Annotated in this window: 21 protein-coding genes; 20 read left to right on the forward strand and 1 reads right to left on the reverse strand. The window is 39.8% G+C overall.

Going from position 1 to position 25,031, the window contains the following annotated elements; translation table 11 throughout:
• Positions 1-109: 109 nt before the first annotated feature.
• From RUH74_RS00890 to RUH74_RS00970, 17 genes are all read left to right on the forward strand, one after another.
• Positions 110-2,176, forward strand: a complete 2,067-nt coding sequence (locus RUH74_RS00890) for a sigma 54-interacting transcriptional regulator (RefSeq protein WP_313798352.1) — start codon at positions 110-112, stop codon at positions 2,174-2,176.
• A gap of 194 nt (positions 2,177-2,370) precedes the next feature.
• Positions 2,371-3,276, forward strand: a complete 906-nt coding sequence (gene yqiS, locus RUH74_RS00895; RefSeq protein ID WP_313798353.1) for a phosphate butyryltransferase — start codon at positions 2,371-2,373, stop codon at positions 3,274-3,276.
• A 31-nt stretch (positions 3,277-3,307) separates the two neighbouring features.
• Positions 3,308-4,405 carry a branched-chain amino acid dehydrogenase gene (gene bcd / locus RUH74_RS00900; RefSeq protein ID WP_313798354.1) on the forward strand — a complete coding sequence of 366 codons (1,098 nt, stop codon included), beginning with the start codon at positions 3,308-3,310 and terminating at the stop codon, positions 4,403-4,405.
• A gap of 147 nt (positions 4,406-4,552) precedes the next feature.
• Positions 4,553-5,659: a butyrate kinase gene (gene buk, locus RUH74_RS00905; RefSeq protein WP_313798355.1), complete on the forward strand. Its 1,107-nt coding sequence runs from the start codon at positions 4,553-4,555 to the stop codon at positions 5,657-5,659.
• A gap of 291 nt (positions 5,660-5,950) precedes the next feature.
• On the forward strand, positions 5,951-7,369 hold the full coding sequence (gene lpdA, locus RUH74_RS00910) for a dihydrolipoyl dehydrogenase (protein WP_313798356.1): 1,419 nt from the start codon (positions 5,951-5,953) through the stop codon (positions 7,367-7,369).
• Between the two features lie 57 nt (positions 7,370-7,426).
• On the forward strand, positions 7,427-8,422 hold the full coding sequence (locus RUH74_RS00915; protein WP_313798357.1) for a thiamine pyrophosphate-dependent dehydrogenase E1 component subunit alpha: 996 nt from the start codon (positions 7,427-7,429) through the stop codon (positions 8,420-8,422).
• A gap of 15 nt (positions 8,423-8,437) precedes the next feature.
• Positions 8,438-9,421 (forward strand): alpha-ketoacid dehydrogenase subunit beta, encoded by a 984-nt coding sequence (locus RUH74_RS00920; RefSeq protein ID WP_313798358.1) that lies wholly within the window; start codon positions 8,438-8,440, stop codon positions 9,419-9,421.
• A 304-nt stretch (positions 9,422-9,725) separates the two neighbouring features.
• A complete protein-coding gene (locus RUH74_RS00925; RefSeq protein WP_313798359.1) occupies positions 9,726-11,042 on the forward strand; it encodes a dihydrolipoamide acetyltransferase family protein in 1,317 nt (438 codons plus the stop codon).
• 388 nt (positions 11,043-11,430) lie between these two features.
• Positions 11,431-13,260, forward strand: a complete 1,830-nt coding sequence (locus RUH74_RS00930; RefSeq protein WP_313798360.1) for a methylmalonyl-CoA mutase family protein — start codon at positions 11,431-11,433, stop codon at positions 13,258-13,260.
• Positions 13,253-15,445 (forward strand): methylmalonyl-CoA mutase, encoded by a 2,193-nt coding sequence (gene scpA, locus RUH74_RS00935; RefSeq protein ID WP_313798361.1) that lies wholly within the window; start codon positions 13,253-13,255, stop codon positions 15,443-15,445. Before RUH74_RS00930 ends, scpA begins: the two co-directional genes overlap by 8 nt.
• 1 nt (position 15,446) lies before the next feature.
• The gene (gene meaB, locus RUH74_RS00940; RefSeq protein WP_313798362.1) at positions 15,447-16,568 is read left to right on the forward strand and encodes a methylmalonyl Co-A mutase-associated GTPase MeaB; all 1,122 of its coding nucleotides are present in this window, start codon (positions 15,447-15,449) and stop codon (positions 16,566-16,568) included.
• Positions 16,569-16,680: 112 nt separating this feature from the next.
• Entirely contained in the window at positions 16,681-17,118 is a 438-nt protein-coding gene (locus RUH74_RS00945; protein WP_313798363.1) for a BrxA/BrxB family bacilliredoxin, read from the forward strand.
• 259 nt (positions 17,119-17,377) lie between these two features.
• Positions 17,378-18,166, forward strand: a complete 789-nt coding sequence (locus tag RUH74_RS00950) for a transporter substrate-binding domain-containing protein (RefSeq protein WP_313798364.1) — start codon at positions 17,378-17,380, stop codon at positions 18,164-18,166.
• 235 nt (positions 18,167-18,401) lie between these two features.
• Positions 18,402-19,061 (forward strand): amino acid ABC transporter permease, encoded by a 660-nt coding sequence (locus RUH74_RS00955; protein WP_313798365.1) that lies wholly within the window; start codon positions 18,402-18,404, stop codon positions 19,059-19,061.
• Positions 19,054-19,776, forward strand: coding sequence for an amino acid ABC transporter ATP-binding protein (locus RUH74_RS00960; protein ID WP_313798366.1), 723 nt, complete (start codon positions 19,054-19,056; stop codon positions 19,774-19,776). Before RUH74_RS00955 ends, RUH74_RS00960 begins: the two co-directional genes overlap by 8 nt.
• Before the next feature lie 103 nt (positions 19,777-19,879).
• Positions 19,880-20,875 (forward strand): aromatic acid exporter family protein, encoded by a 996-nt coding sequence (locus RUH74_RS00965; protein ID WP_313798367.1) that lies wholly within the window; start codon positions 19,880-19,882, stop codon positions 20,873-20,875.
• Positions 20,876-20,898: 23 nt separating this feature from the next.
• Positions 20,899-21,411: a L,D-transpeptidase gene (locus tag RUH74_RS00970; protein WP_313798368.1), complete on the forward strand. Its 513-nt coding sequence runs from the start codon at positions 20,899-20,901 to the stop codon at positions 21,409-21,411.
• Between the two features lie 46 nt (positions 21,412-21,457).
• On the opposite strand, the gene prli42 is transcribed toward RUH74_RS00970, so the two are convergent.
• Complete coding sequence (gene prli42, locus RUH74_RS00975) at positions 21,458-21,553, reverse strand: stressosome-associated protein Prli42 (protein ID WP_172797656.1); 96 nt, start codon at positions 21,551-21,553, stop codon at positions 21,458-21,460.
• A 207-nt stretch (positions 21,554-21,760) separates the two neighbouring features.
• Between prli42 and mce the strand changes: the two genes are divergently transcribed.
• From mce to RUH74_RS00990, 3 genes are all read left to right on the forward strand, one after another.
• A complete protein-coding gene (mce, locus tag RUH74_RS00980) occupies positions 21,761-22,171 on the forward strand; it encodes a methylmalonyl-CoA epimerase (RefSeq protein WP_313798369.1) in 411 nt (136 codons plus the stop codon).
• A gap of 4 nt (positions 22,172-22,175) precedes the next feature.
• Entirely contained in the window at positions 22,176-23,726 is a 1,551-nt protein-coding gene (locus tag RUH74_RS00985) for an acyl-CoA carboxylase subunit beta (protein WP_313798370.1), read from the forward strand.
• Positions 23,727-23,899: 173 nt separating this feature from the next.
• Positions 23,900-25,021, forward strand: coding sequence for a tripeptidase T (locus tag RUH74_RS00990; RefSeq protein ID WP_313798371.1), 1,122 nt, complete (start codon positions 23,900-23,902; stop codon positions 25,019-25,021).
• The last annotated feature ends 10 nt before the right edge of the window (positions 25,022-25,031 follow it).

Consider the following 25,031-nt stretch of genomic DNA (forward strand, 5'->3'; position numbering starts at 1 on the left):
AAATTTGTCAAGTACAACAATCATGTATAAAATAAGAATATATGAAAAAAATTGCACAATAGATAGAAAATTCACGAAATAATCTTCAAGGTCCAAAGGTGGGTAATACATGCAAACAGTCATGATTGTTGGAGCTGGCAAGGGCGGTTCTGCGATCTTAAAAATAATGAGAGAAACAGAGATGCTAAAGGTCATTGCAGTAGTAGACTGCAACCCCGAAGCACCAGGCGTTGAAAAAGCAAAGGAAGTTGGAATTCCAACAGGTACCGATTGGAAGCAATTTATTGATCAAAATATAGATATTATTGTTGAAGTAACAGGAAGGCAGGATGTTTTCCTCGAACTTCGTGAGGCGAAAAAAAAGGATTCAGTATTAATACCAGGTACTGTTGCCTTTTTAATTGCCGGCCTAATAGAAGAAAAAGAAAAGTTAATTTCAAGTATTGAAAGTGAAACGTATAAGCGTGATCTCATTTTTAATACGACTGGGGACGGAATGATTGGAGTGAATCAAAACTCAGAGATTATCCTTTTCAACCGAAGCGCGGAAAAAATGACAGGCATTAAAGCGAAAGAGGCGATTGGACGTCCGATCGATCAAATTATATCAAATAGCCGATTAAAACGGGTAATGAAGACTAGACGAATTGAATCAAATCAGGAACTTGTATTGAATAACGGGCTAAAAGTAATTACAACAAGAATTCCGATGATTGGTGAGAATAATGAATTACTTGGGGCATTTTCAGTTTTTAAAGATATAACTGAAGTGATGAATTTAGCGGAAGAAATAACGAACCTCAAGGAAATTCAAACGATGCTTCAGGCCATTATTCAGTCAAGTGATGAAGCGATATCAGTAGTAGATGAGAATGGGAAAGGGTTATTAATAAATCCTGCTTATTCACGTATTACAGGACTTTCAGAAGAAGAGATTATTGGAAAACCTGCAACAACTGATATATCTGAAGGAGAAAGTGTGCATATGAAGGTTCTTCAAACGAGAAGGGCTGTAAGGGGAGTTGCCATGAGGGTTGGCCCCAATAAAAAGGAAGTCGTTGTCAATGTAGCACCCGTCATTGTGGACGGCATTATTAAAGGAAGTGTTGGGGTTATCCATGATGTTTCTGAGATTGAATCATTGAATAGAGAATTGCATCGTGCCCGGCAAATTATTCGTACACTTGAAGCTAAATATTCCTTTGATGATATCATTGGACGTTCTGAGGAAATGACCATTGCCATAGAACAAGCGCGTCTTGGTGCAAAGACACCTGCAACCGTTTTGCTTAGAGGGGAATCGGGTACTGGAAAAGAGTTATTTGCCCATGCTATTCATAATGGAAGTGATCGGAGGTACAATAAATTTATTCGTGTAAACTGTGCTGCTTTATCAGAGTCACTTTTAGAAAGCGAACTTTTTGGTTATGAAGAAGGAGCTTTTTCAGGGGCAAAAAGAGGCGGGAAAAGAGGACTGTTTGAGGAGGCGAATAATGGGAGTATTTTCCTTGACGAGATTGGTGAGTTAACAGCGAATACACAGGCTAAACTATTAAGGGTTCTGCAAGAGAAGGAAATCACCCGTGTAGGCGGGACTAAGTCCATCCCTATAAACGTAAGGGTAATTGCGGCAACTAATGTTAATTTAGAAAAAGGAATTGCGAGCGGAACTTTTAGGGAAGACTTGTATTATAGGCTTAATAGGATGCCTATTCATATCCCCTCACTACGGAAAAGGAAAGAAGATATTCCTTTGTTATGTACACGGCTTATTCAAAAAATTAATCAGGAATATGGGCGGAATGTAGAAAGTATTTCAGAATCCGCTATGAAAAAGCTGATGGAATATGATTGGCCAGGCAATGTAAGGGAGCTGGAGAATATTCTAGGCAGGGCGATTATTTTCATGAATTACAATGAAATTCAGCTTGAAGAACACCATGTTCCTGAACTGATAAAAAAAATGAATAAACCGAATGAACAAATGGAAGAACCGTTAAAACATGATCAAACATTGGCCAAGCTAGTAGAACAATATGAAGAAAGAATGATCCTAAAGACCCTAAAAGAAATGGAAGGCAATAAAACAATGACGGCGAAATCCCTCGGCTTGTCCGTAAGGAATTTGTACTATAAGCTTGAAAAGTATGGGATTGCAAACAATAGCATGCAATAATTTTCATGTGTGAAGATTTTTTCATGGCGATATTATTGTGAAAAAGCGTTTTCTTCGCATTTGTGTTTTGGCACACTTCTTGCATATAAGAATAATGAGTGTAGCAACAAGAAAAATGAAACAAAGTTAAGTGCTTGAGAGTTAGAGGATTGTCTAGCTCTAGCGCATAGGTTTTGAGTAAAGGGGTTGAGACGATGGAATTGGATTCGCTTATACAGAGAGCAACCCAATACGAAGAAAAAACTGTAGCAGTTGCGGCCGCAGAAGATCATGAAGTGATCGAAGCTGTCGCTTCAGCGCTCGAAAGGAATTTAGCAAAATTCTTATTATTTGGAGATAAGGAAAAAATTCTTCAAATAATGGAAGAGCATCATGGCGGTTTAGCTAAAAATCCAAAACTTCAAATCATTCACACTCATTCACCAGCTGCGTCTGCAGAACATGCAGTTAAAGCTGTAAAACTGAATGAAGCAAATGTATTGATGAAGGGGAATGTCCCAACTGCTACGATTTTAAAGGCTGTATTAAACAAAGAATATGGTCTGCGAGCAGGAAGTGTTTTATCACACGTTGCTGTTTTTGAGGTTCCCGGTTTTGACCGGTTTACAATTGTAACCGATGCAGCAATGAATATTGCACCAGATTTAGAGCAAAAGGCACAAATCACAAGAAATGCTGTCGGAATAGCAAAAAGCATCGGTGTTGATAACCCAAAAGTTGCACCTATCGCAGCTGTGGAAGTTGTTAACCCAGCGATGCAGGCAACTTTAGATGCTGCCGCTCTGACCACTATGAATAAACGTGGCCAGCTGACTGGTTGTATTGTAGATGGTCCGCTTGCTTTAGATAATGCAGTATCCTTAACTGCAGCCGAACATAAAGGGATAAAAAGCGATGTTGCTGGACAAGCAGATATTCTACTAGTTCCAACAATTGAAGTTGGAAATGCTCTTTATAAGTCATTGATTTATTTTGCAAAAGCAAAAGTAGGAGCAGTTATTGCTGGGGCAAAAGCACCAATCGTTTTAACATCTAGAGCCGATTCAGCTGAGAGCAAGCTATACTCATTAGCATTAGCGATCTGCTCTGCTACAAAATAATAAACACATGATTAGTGGGAGGAATTTTAACATGGAAATTTTCAAATATCTAGAAAAGTATGATTATGAACAAGTAGTAATTTGCCAAGACAAAACATCAGGTTTAAAAGCTATTATTGCTATCCATGACACTACATTAGGACCAGCACTTGGTGGTACTCGTATGTGGACATACGCTTCAGAAGAAGCTGCAATTGAAGATGCATTACGTCTTGCAAAAGGTATGACATACAAAAATGCTGCTGCTGGACTTAACCTTGGCGGTGGTAAAACAGTTATCATCGGCGATCCTAAGAAAGATAAAAACGAAGAAATGTTCCGTGCATTTGGCCGTTATGTCCAAGGCTTAAATGGCCGTTACATCACTGCTGAAGACGTAGGTACAACTGTTGCTGATATGGACCTTATCCATGAAGAAACAGATTATGTAACAGGTATTTCTCCAGCATTCGGTTCTTCTGGTAACCCATCTCCAGTAACAGCTTACGGTGTGTATGTAGGGATGAAAGCTGCAGCTAAAGCAGCATTTGGCACAGATTCTTTAGAAGGTAAAGTTGTTGCAGTACAAGGTGTTGGTAACGTTGCATACCACCTATGTAAACACCTTCACGAAGAAGGCGCTCAATTAATCGTTACAGATATTAATAAAGAAGCTGTACAACGTGCAGTTAACGATTTTGGTGCAAAAGCGGTTGAGCCAGATGAAATTTACGGAGTTGAATGTGATATCTATGCACCATGTGCACTTGGCGCAACAGTAAACGATGATACAATTCCACAATTTAAAGCAAAAGTAATCGCTGGTTCTGCAAACAACCAATTAAAAGAAGAACGTCATGGCGATATTATCCATGAAATGGGTATCGTTTATGCTCCTGACTATGTAATCAATGCAGGTGGAGTTATTAACGTGGCTGACGAATTATATGGCTACAATGCTGAACGTGCAATGAAGAAAGTTGAAGGCCTTTACGATACAATTGAAAAAGTTATTGAAATCTCAAAACGCGATGGCATCCCAACTTATAAAGCAGCTGACCGTATGGCTGAAGAAAGAATTGAAAGAATGCGTAATTCTCGCAGCCAATTCCTTCAAAATGGTCACCACATTTTAAGCCGTAAAAAATAATAAACAGTAAATGTAAACAAAAGATCTGGTCAAAGCGCTAAATGGTTATTTAGCGTCTTTGACTCATTTAAGTAAAAAAATAGAGCGGATTTCTCTTAAGCATCTTGCCTTTTAGATGCCAGACTGCTTTTAAATGGAGGTTTAACTGTGCAAGAACAAGGACATCGAATTCTCGTTATCAACCCCGGTTCTACTTCAACGAAAATTGGAGTTTTCGATAATGATATTTCTATTTTAGAAAAAACATTACGCCATGATACAGATGTAATTAACTCATTCGAAAATATTATTGATCAATATGAATTCCGAAAAAACGCTATTCTTGAGACTTTGGATCAAGAAGGCTTTAATATATCGAAACTAAGCGCTGTTTGTGGTCGCGGCGGATTGCTAAGACCAATTGAAGGCGGAACTTACGCTGTAAATAATGATATGCTCCAAGATTTACGTGAAGGATTTGCTGGTCAGCATGCTTCAAATCTTGGCGGTATTATTGCATATGAAATTGCAACAGCTTTAAATATCCCTTCTTACATCGTTGACCCTGTTGTAGTTGACGAAATGGAGCCAATTGCTCGTATTTCTGGTTTATCCAAAATTGAGCGTGTAAGTATTTTCCATGCCTTAAATCAAAAAGCGGTTGCACGCAGAGTGGCAAAGGAATTAGGGAAAAAGTATGAAGATATGAATTTAATTGTCACTCATATGGGTGGAGGTATTACAGTCGGTGCTCATAAGAAAGGCCGTGTAATCGATGTAAATAACGGCCTTCACGGGGAAGGTCCTTTCAGCCCTGAACGTGCTGGTACTGTTCCTATTGGTGATCTAGTTTCACTATGCTTCTCCGGTCAATACTACCGCGAAGAAATTACGAAAATGCTCGTTGGTCAAGGTGGTCTTGTTGGATACCTAGGTACGAATGATGCAGTTAAGGTAGAAAAAATGATCGAAGCTGGTGATGAAAAGGCGAAGCTTGTATACTCAGCAATGGCTTATCAAGTTGCTAAAGAGATCGGTGCTGCAAGTGCTGTTCTTAATGGGAAAGTGGATGCCATCATTATTACTGGCGGCCTTGCTTACGGTAAGAACTTCGTAAAAGAAATTAGCGACCGTATTAGCTGGATTGCCGATGTCATCGTTCAACCAGGAGAAGATGAGTTACAAGCTCTTGCTGAAGGTGCACTTCGTGTCCTTCGTGGAGAAGAAAATGAAAAAGTATATCCAGGAAATGTGAATGTAGAAGCTACTGTTTAATAGTAGGGAGCTTCTCTTCTTGTAGTATAAATACTGTCTAGCGCAAGCTGCCAGCCCCCGCAGTACAGGACGTTCTCGTGTCGACAATCCGACTGGATAAGGAAAGCTTCGGCAACGACACATCGCACGATCAAAAGCGAAGCTTTTGGGAGGACGTCACGCACTTGTCGACCTCGAGGTCACAAGACAACTCTCCCGCAAAAGGTAAAGAATACTTTTCTTGGGAGAATTGTGTTGTGGGACTGAAGGGTGAGCAAGGCGCTTGCGCTTTTCTGATTAGGAGGAAATATTGTGGCAGAAGAATATGATTTGGTCATTCTTGGTGGAGGAACTGGCGGATATGTAGCAGCTATCCGTGCTTCTCAACTTGGATTAAAAACAGCATTAGTAGAAAAAGGTAAACTTGGTGGTACATGCTTACATAAAGGATGTATTCCAAGTAAAGCATTGCTTCGCAGTGCTGAAGTATATGCACAAACAAAGCATAGTGAAGACTTTGGTGTTTTCACAAGTGATGTTTCTGTGAACTTTGGCAAAGTTCAAGAAAGAAAAGGCAAAATCGTTGATCAGCTTCATAAAGGAGTTCAGCACTTAATGAAGCAAGGGAAAATTGACGTGTTTGAAGGAATGGGACGCATTTTAGGTCCTTCAATCTTCTCACCAATGCCAGGAACAATTTCTGTTGAAATGAACAACGGAGAAGAAAATGCAATGCTTGTTCCGAAAAATGTGATCGTTGCAACTGGTTCACGTCCACGTACATTGCCAGGATTAGAAATTGGCGGCAATGTAATGACATCTGATGAAGCTTTAGCTATGGAAGAAATTCCAAAGTCAATCATTATCGTTGGCGGCGGCGTTATCGGTATTGAGTGGGCTTCAATGCTATCTGACTTCGGAGCAGATGTAACTGTTATTGAGTATTCAGACCGCATCATCCCAACGGAAGATAAAGAAATCTCTAAAGAAATGCAGCGCCTGATGAAGAAAAAGGGTGTAAACATCGTAACAAGTGCAAAAGTTCTTCCTGAAACATTAAAACAAGGGAATACTGTTTCAATTTCTGCAGAAGTTAAAGGCGAACAAAAAGAATTTACAGCTGAGAAAATTCTTGTATCTGTTGGACGTCAAGCGAACGTAGAAGGCATCGGACTTGAAAATACAGATATCCAAGTGGAAAAAGGCTATATCGTTGCAAATGAATACTTCCAAACAAAAGAATCTCATATTTATGCGATCGGTGATGTAATCGGCGGATTACAGCTTGCACACGTTGCTTCACATGAAGGAATCGTTGCAGTTGAACATATCGCTGGTGAAAATCCATCTCCAATCGACTATGATCTTGTTTCTAAATGCATCTACAGTTCTCCTGAAGCGGCAAGCGTTGGGATAACTGAAGATCAAGCAAAAGAAAAAGGATTTAAAGTGAAAACTGGGAAGTTCTCTTTTAAAGGAATCGGAAAAGCACTTGTATTTGGTGAATCTGATGGTTTCGTGAAAATCGTTGCCGATGAAGAAACAAATGATATTCTTGGCGTGCATATGATTGGTCCACACGTAACAGACATGATTTCTGAAGCTGGACTTGCTAAAGTACTTGATGCAACTCCTTGGGAAGTTGCGCACACAATTCATCCGCACCCAACATTGTCAGAAGCAATTGGTGAAGCAGCTCTAGCTGTGGATGGAAAAGCTATTCATGGATAAAAATATAGAGAGCTAAAAGATAGCTCTCTAGTACATATTTATTTAGGAGGTTACAAAATGGCTAAAAAAAATCGTCATAAAGATTTAGGTTTAAGCGATGAGAAAGTATTAGAAATGTATGAAATGATGCTTTTATCACGTCGTATTGATGAGCGCATGTGGCTATTAAACCGCGCTGGTAAAATTCCATTTGTTATTTCATGTCAAGGTCAAGAGGCAGCTCAAATAGGTGCAGCATATGCACTTGATAAAGAGAAGGATTATGTTCTTCCATACTACCGTGACATGGGAGTTGTATTAACTTTTGGTATGACTGCAAGAGACTTAATGCTTTCAGCATTCGCAAAATCAGAAGATCCAAACTCAGGCGGCCGTCAAATGCCAGGACACTTTGGTCAAAAGAAAAATCGCATCGTAACAGGTTCTTCTCCAGTTACTACGCAAGTTCCACACGCAGTTGGTATTGCTTTAGCTGGAAAAATGGAAGGAAAAGACTTAGTAACTTTTGTAACATTTGGTGAAGGTTCTTCTAACCAAGGAGACTTCCATGAAGGTGCAAACTTTGCTGGAGTTCACAAGCTTCCTGTTATTTTCATGTGTGAAAATAACAAATATGCAATCTCAATTCCAATTGAAAAACAATTAGCATGTGAAAAAGTTTCTGATCGTGCAATTGGTTACGGTATGCCAGGGGTTACTGTAGATGGAAATGATCCACTTGAAGTCTATAAAGCAGTTAAAGAAGCAGCTGATAGAGGCCGCCGTGGTGAAGGTCCATCACTTGTTGAAACGGTATCTTACCGCTTAACTCCACACTCTTCTGATGATGATGATCGTCCATATCGTTCACGTGAAGAAGTTGAAGAAGCAAAATCGAAAGATTCTATTATTACTTTCGCTGCTTACTTAAAAGAAAATGGCATCTTAAATGATGAAAAAGAAAAAGAAATGAACGATCGTATTATGGCAATCGTTAATGATGCAACAGATTATGCTGAGAATGCTCCATATGCTGATCCAGAACATGCATTGAAATACGTATACGCAGAATAGTAAGGGGGAACAAACATGGCTGTAATTTCATATATTGACGCGGTAACAATGGCAATCCGCGAAGAAATGGAAAGAGATCCAAAAGTTTTTGTTTTAGGTGAAGATGTTGGATTAAAGGGTGGAGTTTTTAAAGCTACCACTGGTTTATATGATAAATTTGGTGAAGACCGTGTACTTGATACACCACTTGCAGAATCTGCAATTGCTGGTGTAGGTGTTGGAGCAGCAATGTACGGAATGCGTCCAATCGCAGAAATGCAATTTGCTGATTTCATTATGCCTGCTGTAAACCAAATTATTTCTGAAGCAGCAAAAGTTCGTTACCGTTCAAATAATGATTGGACTTGTCCAATGGTTATTCGTGCACCATATGGCGGCGGCGTTCACGGTGCATTATATCACTCTCAATCTGTTGAGGCTGTTTTTGCAAACCAACCTGGTTTAAAAATTGTTATGCCTTCTACTCCATATGATGTAAAAGGATTACTTAAAGCGGCAATCCGTGACGAAGATCCCGTTCTATTCTTCGAACACAAGCGTGCATACCGTCTAATCAAAGGCGAAGTTCCTGATGATGATTATGTATTGCCAATTGGTAAAGCTGATGTGAAGCGTGAAGGTGAAGATTTAACAATCATCACTTACGGTCTATGTGTACATTTTGCACTTCAAGCTGCTGAAAAGTTAGCTAAAGATGGTATTTCTGTACATGTACTTGATTTAAGAACGGTTTACCCGCTTGATAAAGAAGCTATCATCGAAGCTGCTTCAAAAACAGGTAAAGTATTACTATTAACTGAGGATACAAAAGAAGGAAGCATCATGGGGGAAGTGGCAGCAATCATTGCTGAAAACTGCCTATTTGATCTGGATGCACCAATTATGCGTCTTGCTGGTCCTGATGTTCCTGCAATGCCATACGCTCCTACTATGGAGAAATTCTTCATGGTTAACCCAGATAAAGTAGAAAAAGCAGCACGAGAATTAGCTGAGTACTAAAATAAAAGCGAAGGCGACTGTACAGCCCTGACAAGCATAAGAAAGTCAGCTGTTGGGAAGTGATTTTCTTCCCATCGGCTGAATGAGCTCGAGGTCGACAAAAACGCGACGTCCTGTCGCATTGTCGACACTAGTACGTCCTGTACGTCGGGGCTAGGAGCCGCAGCTGGACAAAAGAAAAGCTTAGGCGGTTGTACAGGACTTTAGTTCCTGAACAACTGTTGTTTGACTTTTGCTAGAAATTTAAACAGATCTAAGATAAATTGCAACTAGAAATATAAATGCTTGAAGGAGGTCAATTCCATTGGCTATCGAACAAATTAAAATGCCCCAGCTTGGGGAAAGTGTAACAGAAGGTACAATCAATCAATGGTTAGTTTCTGTTGGTGATAAAGTAAGTAAATATGATCCACTTGCAGAAGTAACGACAGACAAAGTAAATTCTGAAGTACCATCTTCTTTTGATGGTGTTATTAAAGAATTGATTGCTCAAGAAGGAGAAACGTATGAAGTTGGTGCAGTAATCCTTACTATCGAAACAGAAGGCGGCGGTTCAGCAGCTCCTGAAGCTCCAGCAGCACCAGCGGCTGAGGCTTCTGCAACATCTGCTGCTAGCACTCCTGCTCCAGCAGCAGCAGCTCCAGTTGCAAAAACTGACAATGGCGGCGCACGTTATTCACCAGCAGTTCTTAAGCTTTCTCAAGAGCACGGAATTGACTTAAGCCAAGTAACTGGCACTGGTGCTGGCGGCCGTATTACTCGTAAAGACTTAAATGCATTAATCGAGTCTGGCAATATTCCTAAAGCAGGCGCTGCACCAGCTGCACCTGTACAAGAAACTGCAGCAGCTCCAGCAGCTCCAGCTCCACAAGCTGCGGCACCTAAAGCGGCAGCGGCTACAAATGTACCAGTTGTACCTGGTGATATTGAAATTCCAGTATCTGGCGTTCGTAAAGCAATCGCAGCAAACATGCTTAAGAGCAAGCACGAAGCTCCACATGCATGGACAATGATTGAAGTGGATGTGACAAATCTAATGAGTTTCCGTAACTCATTAAAAGCTGACTTCAAGAAGAAGGAAGGCTTCAACCTTACACCATTTGCTTTCTTCGTAAAAGCAGTTGCTCAAGCGCTTAAAGAGTTCCCTATGATCAACTCTATGTGGGCTGGCGACAAAATTGTTCAGAAGAAGGATATCAACCTTTCAATCGCAGTTGCCACTGAAGATGCATTATACGTTCCAGTAATCAAAAATGCTGATGAAAAAACAATCAAAGGCATTGCTCGTGAAATCGGTGAGCTTGCTGGTAAAGTACGTTCAGGTAAATTATCTGGAGCAGACATGTCTGGCGGTACGTTCACAGTAAATAACACTGGTTCATTCGGTTCTATTCAATCAAACGGTATCATCAACCATCCACAAGCTGCAATTTTACAAGTTGAATCAATCGTAAAACGCGCAGTTGTTATGGATAACGGAATGATCGCTGTTCGCGACATGGTTAACCTATGTATGTCACTTGACCACCGTGTACTAGACGGACTTGTATGTGGCAACTTCTTAAAACGTGTGAAAGAAATCCTTGAAAACACTTCTAAAGAAAATACATCTGTTTATTAATATCAAGAAAAAGACCCGCTACAATTATTGTAGCGGGTCTTATTTATTTTGAAATAACTTATAGCCCCAAAGGGTTAATAGCGGAAGAGCTATCTTTCTCTAAAAAGATAATGATGGTTTCACCTATTTAGTTCGGACAGTAAGTAAATTTTTAAAAGAATGAACAACATTTAGATGGGCACAAAACAGTATATATACAGAAATCGCTGCAGCGCAGAGGGATAATTTCTAAAGGAATCAGGAAACTTGATGCCTAATCATGAATTGCTTGTTTTTCGTATGTATATTAAAATAATAACGTAATGACAATTTTGAATTTTAATTTAATTTACTGGAGAATCCGAATTGCAGGTAAGGGGGGAAAGCTGTCTATTTTCGGGCAGTCAAGATGACATTAAATAAGATGATTAATGAAACTTTTGAAGCGTATACACTGGAGATTTGGGAGAAAAAATCAGAAGAATCATTAAAGGGTAAACCCATTGCTTCCTTATCCAAAAATACATATGAAAACATCCTTTTGAAACCGCTTTATTCAAAAGAGGATTTGAAAATAAACAGTACCGGGCAGTTTCCAGGACAAACTGATTTTAGAAGAGGGGCAGATCCGGCAGGCTATCTATCCAGTCCGTGGAAGGTGGCACAAAGGATTGATGCCGAAAATGGAGAAGAATTACGAAAAAAACTGCATGCGTCTTTTGAAAGAGGACAAACGGCTATTTCCTTTCATTTAGACAAGGACATTGTAAAGGATTTTGTGAAGATTATAGATGGCATCTATGCAACATTCGCCTTTAGTATCGAAGCAGGCAAGGATCAAGTGGAAGTTTTAGAAAAATTATCTAATTTAGCTGATTGTGATAAAGTTTCAGGCTATATTGGCAGGGATCTCTTACAAATAGCATCTAATGATGTGCTGAAACAGGAATATGATAAATGGTCTGAAATGATCCAGTCATTCGATAAGAGAATGCCCAATTTGCGAACAATCCTAGTGGATACTAGTGTATATCATAAAGCAGGTGCAAATGCTATTCAGGAATTAGCTGCTGCTCTTTCTACTGGAGTTCAACATATTCAGGAGCTTCTTGAAAGAGGGATGTCTTTAGAGAAAATTTTATCAAAAATGGTTTTTAAATTTTCCATTGGCGCAAACTTCTTTATGGAGATGGCAAAGCTTCGTGCAGCAAGAGTTCTATGGAGCAAGATAGCAGAAGCATACGGAGCAAACTCGGAAGAACAAAAGATGGTGATTTCAGCTGAAACGTCCCCTTTTACAAAAACAGTTTATGACCCATATGTAAATTTATTGAGGGCCGGAAATGAAGCTTTTGCAGGTGTACTAGGCGGAGTTCAATTTCTACATGTAAGCCCATTTAATGAGCCTGAAGGAAAAACAACCCACTTTTCTGATCGAATCGCACGCAACACTCAGCTTATTTTAAAAGAAGAAGCCCATTTAAAGAATATTATCGATCCTGCTGGCGGTTCATGGTATGTGGAAAGTCTAACAAATGAACTTGCAGAAAAGGCTTGGGCATTATTTCTACAGATTGAAGAGCAGGGTGGAATGGCTGAAGTATTGAAAACAGGATGGATTCAGGAACAAATTTCTGAAGTAATGAAGAGAAGAAATGAGGATATCTTTAAGCGTAGACAGAGCATAATTGGGACAAATATTTATGCAAATCTTAACGATCATCCATTGCAGAACGTGTTGGAAAGTTCGGAAGTGAATCATGCTTTGCCAAATATTCGCTTATCAGAGCCATTTGAAAAATTACGCAAAACTGCTGAAAAACTAAAGCAATCCGGCAATGAACCAAAGGTTGGGCTAATTTGTATCGGTGAGCTAAAGGAGCATAAAGTAAGAGTTGATTTCATGACAGGATTTCTAGCACCAGGCGGAATTCAAGCCGTTAAAAGCGCCAAGGTTGATCATGTTGAGTCTGCTTTACAATTCATTCAACAATCAAATTTACACCATTACGTGTTATGTGGAACGGATAAGCAATATGATGAGTTAGCGCAGTTGCTAGCCCGTTTAATAAAAACAAATTATCCACATGTGCGATTATATTTGGCAGGACTTCCTGAAGAAAGGAAACAAGTGGCATTACAGCAGGCTGGAATCGTGCGATTTATTCATGTAAAAAGCAATTGTTATGAAATATTAACTTCCTTGCTAAGCGAAATGGAGGCGGCTATCAATGAGTAACAAACCTGATTTTAAAAATATTTCGCTATTTAATCATAAGCAAGCATCAAAGGAAGAGTGGGAAAGGAAGGCACAGGAAGAATTAAATGTGTCAATTGACGATCTCTTGTATGAAACGTATGAGCATATTCATGTGAAGCCTCTCTATACAGAAGAGGATATAAAAGATATCGAGCATCTAGACGGTAAACCAGGTCTTCCTCCATATACGCGCGGACCATATCCGACTATGTATGTGAATAAACCATGGACTGTCCGTCAGTATGCAGGATTCTCAACTGCTGAAGAAAGTAATGCTTTTTATCGGCGGAATCTAGCAATGGGGCAGAAAGGACTTTCGGTTGCCTTTGATCTTGCAACGCACCGAGGCTATGACTCAGACCATCCAAGGGTTGTGGGGGATGTTGGGAAAGCTGGTGTAGCAATCGATTCTGTGCTAGATATGAAAACGCTTTTTGACGGGATTCCTTTAGACCAAATGTCCGTTTCTATGACGATGAATGGAGCGGTACTTCCTGTCATGGCCTTCTTTATTGTTACAGCAGAGGAACAGGGAGTAAGCCAAGAAAAGCTATCGGGTACCATTCAGAATGATATTTTAAAAGAATACATGGTTCGTAATACGTACATTTACCCTCCAGAAATATCAATGAAAATTATTGCGGATATTTTTGAATATACGTCCAAATATATGCCTAAATTTAATAGCATCAGCATTTCTGGCTATCATATGCAAGAAGCAGGAGCACCTGCTGATATTGAATTAGCCTACACTCTTGCTGACGGTTTAGAGTATGTAAGAACAGGACTCTCGGCTGGAATTGATATCGATTCCTTTGCACCTAGGCTCTCTTTCTTCTGGGCAATCGGTATGAACTACTTTATGGAAGTGGCAAAAATGCGTGCTGCCCGCTTTATTTGGGCGAAGATGATGAAAACGTTTGAACCGAAAAATCCTAAGTCGATGGCATTAAGAACTCATTCACAAACATCAGGCTGGAGCTTAACAGAGCAGGATCCATTTAATAATGTCACGAGAACGCTGATAGAGGCGCATGCAGCTGCGATGGGCCATACGCAATCACTCCATACGAATGCACTTGATGAAGCCATTGCTTTGCCGACAGATTTTTCGGCACGCATTGCCCGAAATACACAGCTTTTTCTTCAGGAGGAGACAGGAATTACGAATGTGATTGACCCATGGGCAGGATCCTATTATGTCGAAGCATTAACTGATCAATTAATTAAGCGGGCTTGGGCGCATATTGAAGAGATTGAAAACCTTGGCGGGATGGCAAAAGCGATCGAAACGGGCTTGCCAAAGATGAAAATTGAAGAGGCAGCAGCCCGCAGACAAGCACAAATAGACTCTGGAAAAGAGACCATTGTTGGCGTTAATAAATATCGCCTTGATCAGGAAGAGCCGATTGAAATCCTGGATATCGATAACACTGCTGTCCGCTTAAAACAAATCGAAAAGTTAGAGAATTTAAAAGCAACCCGTAATGAGGAGAAAGTTCTAGAAGCTTTGGAAGCGATTACGAGAGCTGTAGAAACGGGAGAAGGGAACCTGCTTGATCTTTCCGTAAAGGCTGCAAGAGTGCGTGCTACACTTGGAGAAATTTCATTTGCTATTGAAAAGGTAGCCAATCGCCATAAGGCGATCATTCGCTCGATAAGCGGTGTGTATAGCTCTGCATTTTCAAATGAAGAAGAGATTACAGAAGTGAAGCTGATGACTGATGAATTTCTTGAAAATGAAGGGAGAAGACCAAGGATTCTTGTAGCAAAAATGGGGCAGGACGGTCATGATCGCGGAGCTAAGGTCATTGCCACAGCGTTCGCGGATTTAGGCTTTGATGTCGATATAGGTCCATTATTTCAAACACCTGAAGAAACGGCTAGACAAGCAGTGGAAAACGATGTTCATGTGATTGGGATGAGTTCACTTGCTGCAGGTCATAAAACGCTTCTTCCACAGTTGATTGAAGAGCTTGCGAAGCTTGGAAGAGAGGACATTCTTGTTGTAATTGGAGGAGTAATTCCAGCGCAGGATTATCAATTTTTACTAGAAAATGGTGCTGCTGCGATCTTCGGACCAGGAACAGTTATCCCTGTTGCCGCTCAAAAGGTGATTCGTGCCATTTATACCCGTCTGGGATATGAGGAAGTGTCACAGTAAAATGGATAAAAGACCAGAATGGTTTGATAGGAAAAATCCTGATCTTTTTACTAGCGTTGTAAGAAAAGGTGTTGAAACGGAACATATTGACTTGACTTTAGTTAGAAATGGACGCTTCAAAAAGAGGAAACGGAATGAAGTAAATATTGCAGAATTGACAGAAGGGATTCTGGCAGGAGACCGTGGGAGGTTAGCCCGTGCAATCACACTAATTGAGAGTAATGCAGAGCATCATTTTCAGGCAGCCCAAAAGCTTTTGCACGAGCTTCTGCCACATTCAGGAAAGGCCATTCGCATTGGAATTACTGGTGTGCCTGGTGCGGGAAAGAGTACGTTTATTGAAGCATTCGGCACGTTCCTTTGTAGTATAGGCATGAAGGTTGCCGTGCTTGCTGTTGATCCAAGTTCGAGTATAAGCGGAGGCAGTATCCTTGGGGATAAAACAAGAATGGAGCAGCTTTCACGGAACCCAAAGGCGTTTATTCGTCCTTCCCCATCGGCTGGGAAGCTCGGAGGAGTTCATCGGAAGACACGGGAAACAATAACCTTATGCGAGGCAGCTGGTTTCAATGTTATTCTTGTTGAAACAGTTGGGGTAGGTCAAAGTGAAGTACTTGTTAGAGATATGGTTGATTTTTTCATGCTATTAGTTTTAACTGGCGCAGGGGATGAACTGCAGGGGATGAAAAAAGGAATTATGGAGCTTGCAGATGCCGTGCTTGTTAATAAAGCGGATGGCGAGAACAAACAATTAGCAGTAAAGACGGAAGCCGAATACAATCGGATTCTCCATTTTCTTCAGCCGGCAACAAAAGGATGGCAAACGAGAGCAGCCACATGCTCTGCAATCTATCAAGAAGGAATGAAAGATATTTGGAAAACGATTCAAACATTCGAACATACAACAAAGAAATCTGGCGTGTTTGAAAATAGAAGAAGAGCGCAAACGAAGGAATGGATCTATGCCATGATTGTTGATCAGCTGCAGTTTAGTTTTTTCAATCATCAAGATGTGAAACCGCTGCTGCCGCAAATGGAAAATGAAGTGATTGCAGGAGTGAGAACAGCAACATCTGCAGTAGAGGAATTATTCCATGCCTATTCAATGAATAAAAAGTTATAAAAGCATCCTTTTTGTGCAATTCAATAAAAGTCCTCTGCGTTGAAAAAAGTGTTCATCTATTGGTATGATGTAAATATGAAAGTTTTATTTACAAAAAGGAGCGAACACTTAGATGAATATGGATTTTAATTTCTTTATGAACGATGTTGTGGCAAACGCACGCAGAGAAATTGTCGATGCTGGCTATACAGAATTGAAAACACCTGAAGAGGTTGAAAAAGCAATTGCACAAAAAGGTACAACCCTTGTAATGGTTAACTCTGTTTGTGGATGTGCTGGCGGAATTGCTCGTCCTGCTGCTGCCCATGCCTTACACTATGATAAGCGTCCAGATCATTTAGTGACAGTTTTTGCTGGCCAAGATAAAGAAGCAACAGAAACCGCACGCAGCTATTTTACTGGTTTCCCGCCATCTTCTCCCTCTTTTGCATTATTGAAAGATGGAAAGCTATGTGCAATGATTGAGCGTCATGATATTGAAGGACATGAACCAATGGCTGTTATTCAAAAGCTTCAAAATGCATTTGAGCAGCATTGCGAAGATCTATAATGTAAAAAAAGTCTCGGTAAGAGGCTTTTTTTTTATTTTAGTACATAACTCATTAAAGTTAAAACTAGGTAAAAAACTATTTTTCAATAGAATTATATTTAAAAATAGTATTGCATAAATATAAGTATGTGTTAAAATACATTCAAGTGAATAATTATTAATAAAACATTTGCTACTTGAAAATTAGTAATTTTTCGCTAATAATAGATAATAGACAATTATACTAATTTTCAGAAAAGTTATAGGAGGAAAATAAAAAATGAAAAAAATAATCTCTTTCTTTTTTATAAGTATTCTAGTCATTGGATTACTAGCAGCTTGTGGCGCAAGCGAAGAGGCATCATCAAACGGATCTAAAGATAAGGATTCTGATAAAAAAGTCCTAACGATGGGAACGTCAGCAGACTATGCACCATTTGAATATATTGATACGGCAAAAGGTGATGAGATTATCGGAATTGATGTGGATATTGCAAAAGCAGTGACTGAAAAGCTTGGCTATGAATTTAAAATTCAAGATATGGATTTTGGCGGATTAATTCAGGCGCTTCAATCTGGTCAAGTAGATTTTGTCCTATCTGCGATGTCTGCAACAAAGGAAAGGAAAGAAAGTGTAGATTTCAGTGAGATCTACTATACTTCTAAACATATGATAGTTTCTAAAAAGGATAGCGGAATTACAAAGGTAGAAGATCTTAAAGGCAAAAAAGTTGGTGCACAGCTTGGCTCCATTCAAGAGGAAAAAGCGAAGGACTTAGCAAAAGAAGTGGATATGACTGTTGAAAACCGCAACCGTATTCCAGAATTAATTCAAGAAATCAAAGCAGGCCGTTTTGATGCAGCCATTATTGAAGACACAGTTGCTCAAGGCTATTTAGAAAATAAAGATGATATCGAAGGATTCACAGTTGAAGATGCGGATGGCGGTTATGCGATTGCACTTCCAAAAGACAGTGAATTGACTGAAGAATTTAACAAAGCATTGAAAGAAATGATTGATAACGGAGAACTAGATAAGATTTTGAAAAAGTGGTTTGAAGGTGAATGATTATAAGCCAGGCTTTTAATCTACTAAAAACGTTCAGAAGGATACTCACTTCTGAACGTTTTTGCCCTCATAGTCGCATCCGCATTTCTTATTGTCTTGCTCCTGCGCCTAGGGGCTCGAGGTCATAAGCCGAGCCAGCAAAAAGGTTAACGAACAACCTTCCCGCTGGCTCGTCTTATGCTTGTCGCCCCTGACCAAGTCGCATCCGCATTTCTTATTGAGAGGATTGTTATTCATGAATTTAGATTTTACATCCATTCTCCCTTCCCTGCCCTATATATTAAGAGGGATTGGCGTGACACTGCAAATTGTCGCTTTGGCAGGACTATTAGGGTTTATACTAGGAATTATTCTATCATTATTTAAAATAAGCTCCATTAAAGTGCTAGGCTGGTTTGCGGATGTGTACACATCCATCTTTAGAGGCACTCCTTTAGTATTGCAGCTAATGATTATTTATTTTGGTTCACCTCAAATCTTTGGCTATCAGATCGAACCGTATGTGGCTGCTGTACTTGCTTTTGGTTTGAATTCTGCGGCCTATATTTCTGAAATTATTCGTGCGGGTATTCTTGCGGTTGATAAAGGACAAAGTGAAGCTGCAATGGCATTAGGTGTTCCTTACCGCCAGATGATGCTTAACATCATTCTCCCTCAGGCTTTGAAAAATATTTTGCCAGCATTAATGAATGAATTCATTACTTTGACGAAGGAATCAGCCATCGTTACAACAATTGGGGTAATGGATATCATGCGCAGAGCCTACCAAGTGGGGGCGGACAAGTTTCGGTTTTTTGAACCATTATTATTAGCGGGTCTCATCTATTATTTAATGGTTATTACATTAACTATTCTTGGGAAAGTTGTTGAAAGGAGGATGAGACGCGGTGATTAAAATTGAAAATCTGTATAAACAGTTTGGAAAACTTGAAGTGCTTAAAGGGATTTCTACAACAATTAAAGAGGGAGAGGTTGTGGCAATTATCGGTCCTTCAGGATCAGGGAAGTCAACGTTCCTCCGCTGTATTAATCTTTTAGAAAAGCCTACAAACGGGCGTATCCTTATCGGTGAACACGATATTACGGACAAAAAAACAAATATCATGAAGGTCCGCCAAAATGTAGGAATGGTTTTTCAGCATTTTCATTTATTCCCGCATAAATCAGTCCTTGAGAATTTAACTTACGCACCGATCAAGGTAAAGGGGCAGTCTAAGCAGGAAGCGGAGAAAATTGGCCTTGAGCTATTAGCAAAGGTAGGCCTATCTGCGAAAGCAAATGAATACCCAAACCGATTATCAGGCGGACAGAAACAAAGGGTTGCGATTGCTCGGGCATTAGCGATGCAGCCTGAGGTCATGCTTTTTGATGAACCAACTTCAGCCCTTGACCCGGAAATGGTCAAAGAGGTATTAGATGTAATGAAATCACTGGCGCATACAGGAATGACGATGGCCATTGTTACCCACGAAATGGGGTTTGCTAGAGAAGTAGCGGATCGTGTTCTATTTTTAGATAGTGGCGTGCTTGTAGAGGATGCACCTCCTAGTGAATTCTTTTCCAACCCGACTTCTGACCGTGCAAAAGACTTCTTGCAAAAAATGCTTTGAATTGTATAATAAAAATGGATGAAGATGGTCTTAATGATCATCTTCTCTTTTTTTGGACATAATTTGTTATGAAGTTAAAAAAGGAATTGTAGGGGTTTTTTATATGAAGTTTAAAATAGGCTATCGAACACTTAAAACAGCTATTGGCACATCCGCATCGATCATTCTCGCTCAGATTTTAGGGTTCGATAATTTTGTTTCAGCAGGAATATTAACCATATTATGTATCCAGGTAACGAAAAAGCAATCGATAAAGACTTCCTGGAACCGTTTCAGTGCTTGTTTGTTAGCAATGTTGTTTTCTATTGTTTTTTTCGAAGGAATGGCTTACCATCCGATCATCATTGGCTTTTTATTGCTATTTTTTATTCCAACAGCAGTTATGCTTAAAATAAGTGATGGCATTGTAACGAGCATTGTCATTATTTTGCATATTTATTCGGCTGGGGAGGTTACAACAAATATTTTATTGAATGAATTAGGGATTATTACAATCGGAATCGGTGTTGCTCTCTTGGCTAATCTTTATATGCCAAGTCTTGATCAAAAGCTGCTGGAATATCAAATCCAGATTGAAGAAAACTTTAAAAGAATATTCGATGAAATTGTTATTTATTTACGTACAAACGAAAGTAATTGGGATGGGCTGGAGATAACTGAAACAGCCCAGCTGATAGAAGAAGCACAAGTCCTTGCCTATAGAGATGTGGAAAATCGCTTACTCCGGAATGAAAATGTATATTATCATTATTTTAAAATACGGGAAAAGCAATTTGAAATCATTGAAAGAGTGTTGCCTATTGTTATTTCGATTTCTTATACAATTGAACAGGGGGAAATGGTAGCAGATTTTATGGAAGAGCTAGCGGCAAATATTCATCCAGGAAATACAGCAAACCGTTTCTTGGTAAAATTATACGAGATGAAATCCTCTTTTAAAAATATGGAACTGCCCAAAACGAGAGAAGAATTTGAGGCGCGTGCCGCTCTTTTTCAATTTGTAAGAGAAATGGAACAGTACTTATGGATTAAAAGCTCTGCGAAAGAGCTAAAGCGGGGAAGCTTGGAGAATCATTTCACTGAATCCGGTGCAAACTAACGGAAAAAAGATGAGGTGATTCTTTGCTTAAAATCATTTCCTCACTACTGCTTGTGTTTATTTTCTCGCCTATTTGGCCTTTAGGACTTAACCCTATGCCTGGGGATCCATTTATTATAGTGAATAAAAAACTAAATGAAGTAGCCTTTATAAGCGAAAATAGAGTTCAAACAGTGATTACTGCAGCGACGGGAAAGACGAAGGATTTAACACCTGAAGGGCTATTTACGATTACGGTAAAGGCGAAGGAACCCTATTACCGAAAAAAGGATATTAAGGGCGGAGATGCAAATAATCCATTAGGGACGCGATGGATTGGTTTCGATGCCGAAGATACAGATGGGCGAATATATGGGCTCCACGGGACAAATGATCCGTCCTCTATTGGAAAATACGTATCTCAAGGATGTATTCGTCTGCAAAATGAAGCGATAGAATCGTTATATGACTTTGTTCCAGTTGGAACGAAAATATTAGTTACTTCTACTTCTGAAACCTACGAACAGCTTGGACAAACATATGGTGCAATAAAATGAAGGGACTGTCATCTTGACAGTCCCTCTTTATGTGCAAATATTTTCTCTATAAAATCATTGTTAATCCAATAAGCAGTGTTGAGGCAAGCATAGCAAAAATCATTAAATATACGATTATTTTTTGCATCTTTCTATTAGACAATGATATCCCCTCCTCTAAGTTATCATTTGCTACCCTCTATTTTACTAGGAATCATTAAAATGAACAACCGCTCGAAATTTTAAAGGATTTTTCGACATGTTTAGCGAATATTAAAATATCTGTATATTCTTATTATAGAAAAAAGCGTATAATTTTTGAATGTAGAGAACTAACTTGGCATATCGCTTGGAAAGGAAGGAGAACAAGTTGATTAAAAAAATTGATCATATTGGTATTGCCGTCCGTTCACTTGATGAGGCATTGCCATTCTATACGGAAATTCTTAAACTACCGCTGCTTGGAATTGAAGAGGTGGAAAGTGAAAAATTAAAAGTCGCCTTTTTAAAGGCGGGAGAAACGAAGCTTGAGCTTTTAGAGCCAACGAATGAAGATAGCGCAGTGGCAAAATTTATTGAGAAGCGTGGGGAAGGACTGCATCATGTCGCGCTTGGTGTAGACTCCATCCAGGATCGAATCAATGAAATAAAGGAAAAAGGTATCCGCATGATTCAGGATGTCCCGAAAACCGGAGCAGGAGGAGCCAAGGTAGCTTTCATGCATCCGAAATCAACTGGAAGTGTCTTATATGAATTTTGTGAGAAGAAAGGATTGAAATGAACTCATGACAGACATCTATGAAAAAATCAATGATTTATATGACCGCAAGCGAGAAATAGAATTAGGCGGCGGCGATGAGAAAATTGAAAAACAGCACGAAAAAGGCAAGCTGACTGCTAGAGAAAGGATTGAATTATTAGTTGATCCAGGGACATTTGTCGAACTAAACCCGTTTATTGAACATCGCTGCATGGACTTTGGTCTTGATGGCCAAAAAGGGCCTGGTGATGGAGTTGTAACTGGGTATGGAAAAGTAAATGGAAGACCGATCTTCTTATTCTCACAGGATTTTACTGTTTTTGGCGGGGCACTGGGAGAGATGCATGCGAAGAAAATTGCTAATGTGATGGATCTGGCTGCTGAAAATGGGGCGCCTTTTGTTGGTTTGAATGATTCCGGCGGTGCCCGGATTCAAGAAGGTGTCGTCTCGCTTGACGGATATGGACATATTTTTTACCGGAACTCGATTTATTCAGGTGTCATTCCGCAAATTTCCGTCATTATGGGACCTTGTGCGGGCGGTGCCGTTTATTCTCCAGCGATTACGGATTTTGTTTTTATGGTGGAGAAAACAAGTCAGATGTTTATTACAGGTCCGAAGGTGATTGAAACAGTTACAGGTGAAAAAATTTCATCGGAAGATTTAGGAGGTGCTGGGGTACATAATTCGATTAGCGGGAATGCTCATTTTAAGGGAGAAACAGAAACAGAAGTGATTGAACAAGTCCGTCGGTTATTAAGCTATCTTCCGCAAAATAATGAGGAAAAGCCGCCGCGGGCCGAGATGGATACAGAAGATGATTACCGTCCAGATCTAACAGATGTCATTCCTTTCGATGCTGTTCGTCCTTATGACGTTAGGAAAGTAATTGAACAGGTTGTTGATGCCGATTCATTTATGGAGGTCCAGCCAGACTTTGCAAAAAATATCGTTGTTGGTCTTGCCCGAATTAAAGGAGAGGTTGTCGGACTCGTTTGTAATCAGCCGAAGGTCATGGCAGGCGGTCTTGATATCGATTCCTCTGATAAAGCGGCTAGATTTATCCGTTTTTGTGATTCATTCAATATCCCGCTCATTACTTTTGAGGATGTAACAGGCTTCTTTCCAGGTGTGAAACAGGAGCATGGCGGCATCATCCGGCATGGTGCAAAGATTCTATATGCGTACTCCGAAGCCACTGTTCCAAAACTCACCGTTATTTTACGAAAGGCATATGGCGGAGCCTATGTCGCCTTGAATAGTAAATCAATCGGTGCGGACCTTGTATTTGCTTGGCCAAATGCGGAGGTAGCCGTTATGGGCCCACAGGGAGCAGCAAATATCATTTTTGCAAGGGAAATTTCAAACAGCGATAATCCTGAAGCGATTAGAGCACAAAAGATTGAAGAGTACCGTGAAAAGTTTGCCAACCCATATGTAGCAGCTAGCAGAGGGATGATTGATGATGTCATTGATCCGCGAGAAACAAGGGTTAAGCTCATTCAAGCACTAGATATGCTCAGAAATAAGAAGGAAACGAGACCGAAAAAGAAGCATGGAAATATTCCATTATAAAAAAGGCGATATATACAAAACAAGATTAATTTTGCAAATAGCAAACATCATCCTTGTGTCAGTTAGCGTTTATCATGCAAAAGCTATACTATTTTTGCAAAAATAGAATTTATAAAGGTATACTAGAATAGTAAATAAAAAATTTATACATAGATCGGGAGGACTGGACGAATATGATTAATCAGGAACGGTTATTAAATGAGTTTTTAGAGCTTGTACAAATTGATTCTGAAACAAAATATGAAACGGAAATTGCAAAGGTTTTAAAGAAGAAATTTACTGACCTGGGCGTTGAGGTATTTGAAGATGATACAACCGCACAAACTGGCCATGGTGCAGGAAACTTGATTTGTACGCTACCAGGCACAAAAGAGGGCGTAGATACGATTTACTTTACATCTCATATGGATACAGTAGTCCCAGGAAAAGGCATTAAGCCATCTATTAAAGATGGGTACGTTGTAACAGATGGGACAACGATTCTTGGTGCAGACGACAAAGCAGGTCTTGCTGCTATGTTTGAAGTAATTAAGGTGCTAAAAGAGCAAAGCATTCCTCATGGGAAAATCGAATTTATTATTACAGTTGGTGAAGAGTCAGGTCTCGTTGGTGCAAAGGCGCTGGATTCATCATTAGTTACTGCTAAATACGGCTATGCACTAGATAGCGATGGCAAGGTAGGGAATATTATTGTCGCTGCACCTACACAAGCGAAAGTGAAGGCAACAATTCTTGGAAAAACGGCACATGCAGGTGTTGCACCAGAAAAAGGAGTTTCTGCTATTACGATCGCTGCTAAAGCGATTTCAAGAATGCCTTTAGGACGAATTGATGAAGAAACAACTGCGAATATTGGTCGCTTCGAGGGAGGTACACAAACAAACATCGTTTGTGACCACGTTGAAATTTTGGCTGAGGCTCGCTCATTAGTGAACGAAAAAATGGAGCAGCAAGTAAGCAAAATGAAAGAAGCGTTTGAAACAGCAGCTGTCGAAATGGGCGGAAAAGCTGAAGTGGAAGTAGAAGTTATGTATCCTGGCTTTAAATTTGGCGAAGGCGACCATGTGGTTGAAGTGGCACGTAAAGCTGCAGCTAAAATTGGCCGCAGCTGTGAGTTATTGAAGAGCGGCGGCGGAAGTGATGCGAACGTGATCGCAGGCTTTGATATCCCAACGGTTAACCTTGCAGTAGGCTATGAGGAAATTCACACAACAAATGAACGGATGCCGATTGAAGAATTAAATAAATTAGCAGAAATGGTGATTGCGATTATTGAGGAAGTAACAGCTCAATAATAAAATGAGA

Source organism: Cytobacillus sp. (assembly GCF_032154635.1).
In the GTDB taxonomy this organism is placed as follows: domain Bacteria; phylum Bacillota; class Bacilli; order Bacillales; family Cytobacillaceae; genus Cytobacillus.

Excerpts from the sequence above, each read along its gene's own strand:
- RUH74_RS00890 (WP_313798352.1), top strand. The coding sequence starts at position 110 with ATGCAAACAGTCATGATTGTTGGAGCTGGCAAGGGCGGTTCTGCGATC.
- yqiS (WP_313798353.1), top strand. The coding sequence starts at position 2,371 with ATGGAATTGGATTCGCTTATACAGAGAGCAACCCAATACGAAGAAAAA.
- bcd (WP_313798354.1), top strand. The coding sequence starts at position 3,308 with ATGGAAATTTTCAAATATCTAGAAAAGTATGATTATGAACAAGTAGTA.
- RUH74_RS00915 (WP_313798357.1), top strand. The coding sequence starts at position 7,427 with ATGGCTAAAAAAAATCGTCATAAAGATTTAGGTTTAAGCGATGAGAAA.
- RUH74_RS00920 (WP_313798358.1), top strand. The coding sequence starts at position 8,438 with ATGGCTGTAATTTCATATATTGACGCGGTAACAATGGCAATCCGCGAA.
- RUH74_RS00930 (WP_313798360.1), top strand. The coding sequence starts at position 11,431 with ATGACATTAAATAAGATGATTAATGAAACTTTTGAAGCGTATACACTG.
- scpA (WP_313798361.1), top strand. The coding sequence starts at position 13,253 with ATGAGTAACAAACCTGATTTTAAAAATATTTCGCTATTTAATCATAAG.
- meaB (WP_313798362.1), top strand. The coding sequence starts at position 15,447 with ATGGATAAAAGACCAGAATGGTTTGATAGGAAAAATCCTGATCTTTTT.
- RUH74_RS00945 (WP_313798363.1), top strand. The coding sequence starts at position 16,681 with ATGAATATGGATTTTAATTTCTTTATGAACGATGTTGTGGCAAACGCA.
- RUH74_RS00950 (WP_313798364.1), top strand. The coding sequence starts at position 17,378 with ATGAAAAAAATAATCTCTTTCTTTTTTATAAGTATTCTAGTCATTGGA.
- RUH74_RS00955 (WP_313798365.1), top strand. The coding sequence starts at position 18,402 with ATGAATTTAGATTTTACATCCATTCTCCCTTCCCTGCCCTATATATTA.
- RUH74_RS00965 (WP_313798367.1), top strand. The coding sequence starts at position 19,880 with ATGAAGTTTAAAATAGGCTATCGAACACTTAAAACAGCTATTGGCACA.
- RUH74_RS00985 (WP_313798370.1), top strand. The coding sequence starts at position 22,176 with ATGACAGACATCTATGAAAAAATCAATGATTTATATGACCGCAAGCGA.
- RUH74_RS00990 (WP_313798371.1), top strand. The coding sequence starts at position 23,900 with ATGATTAATCAGGAACGGTTATTAAATGAGTTTTTAGAGCTTGTACAA.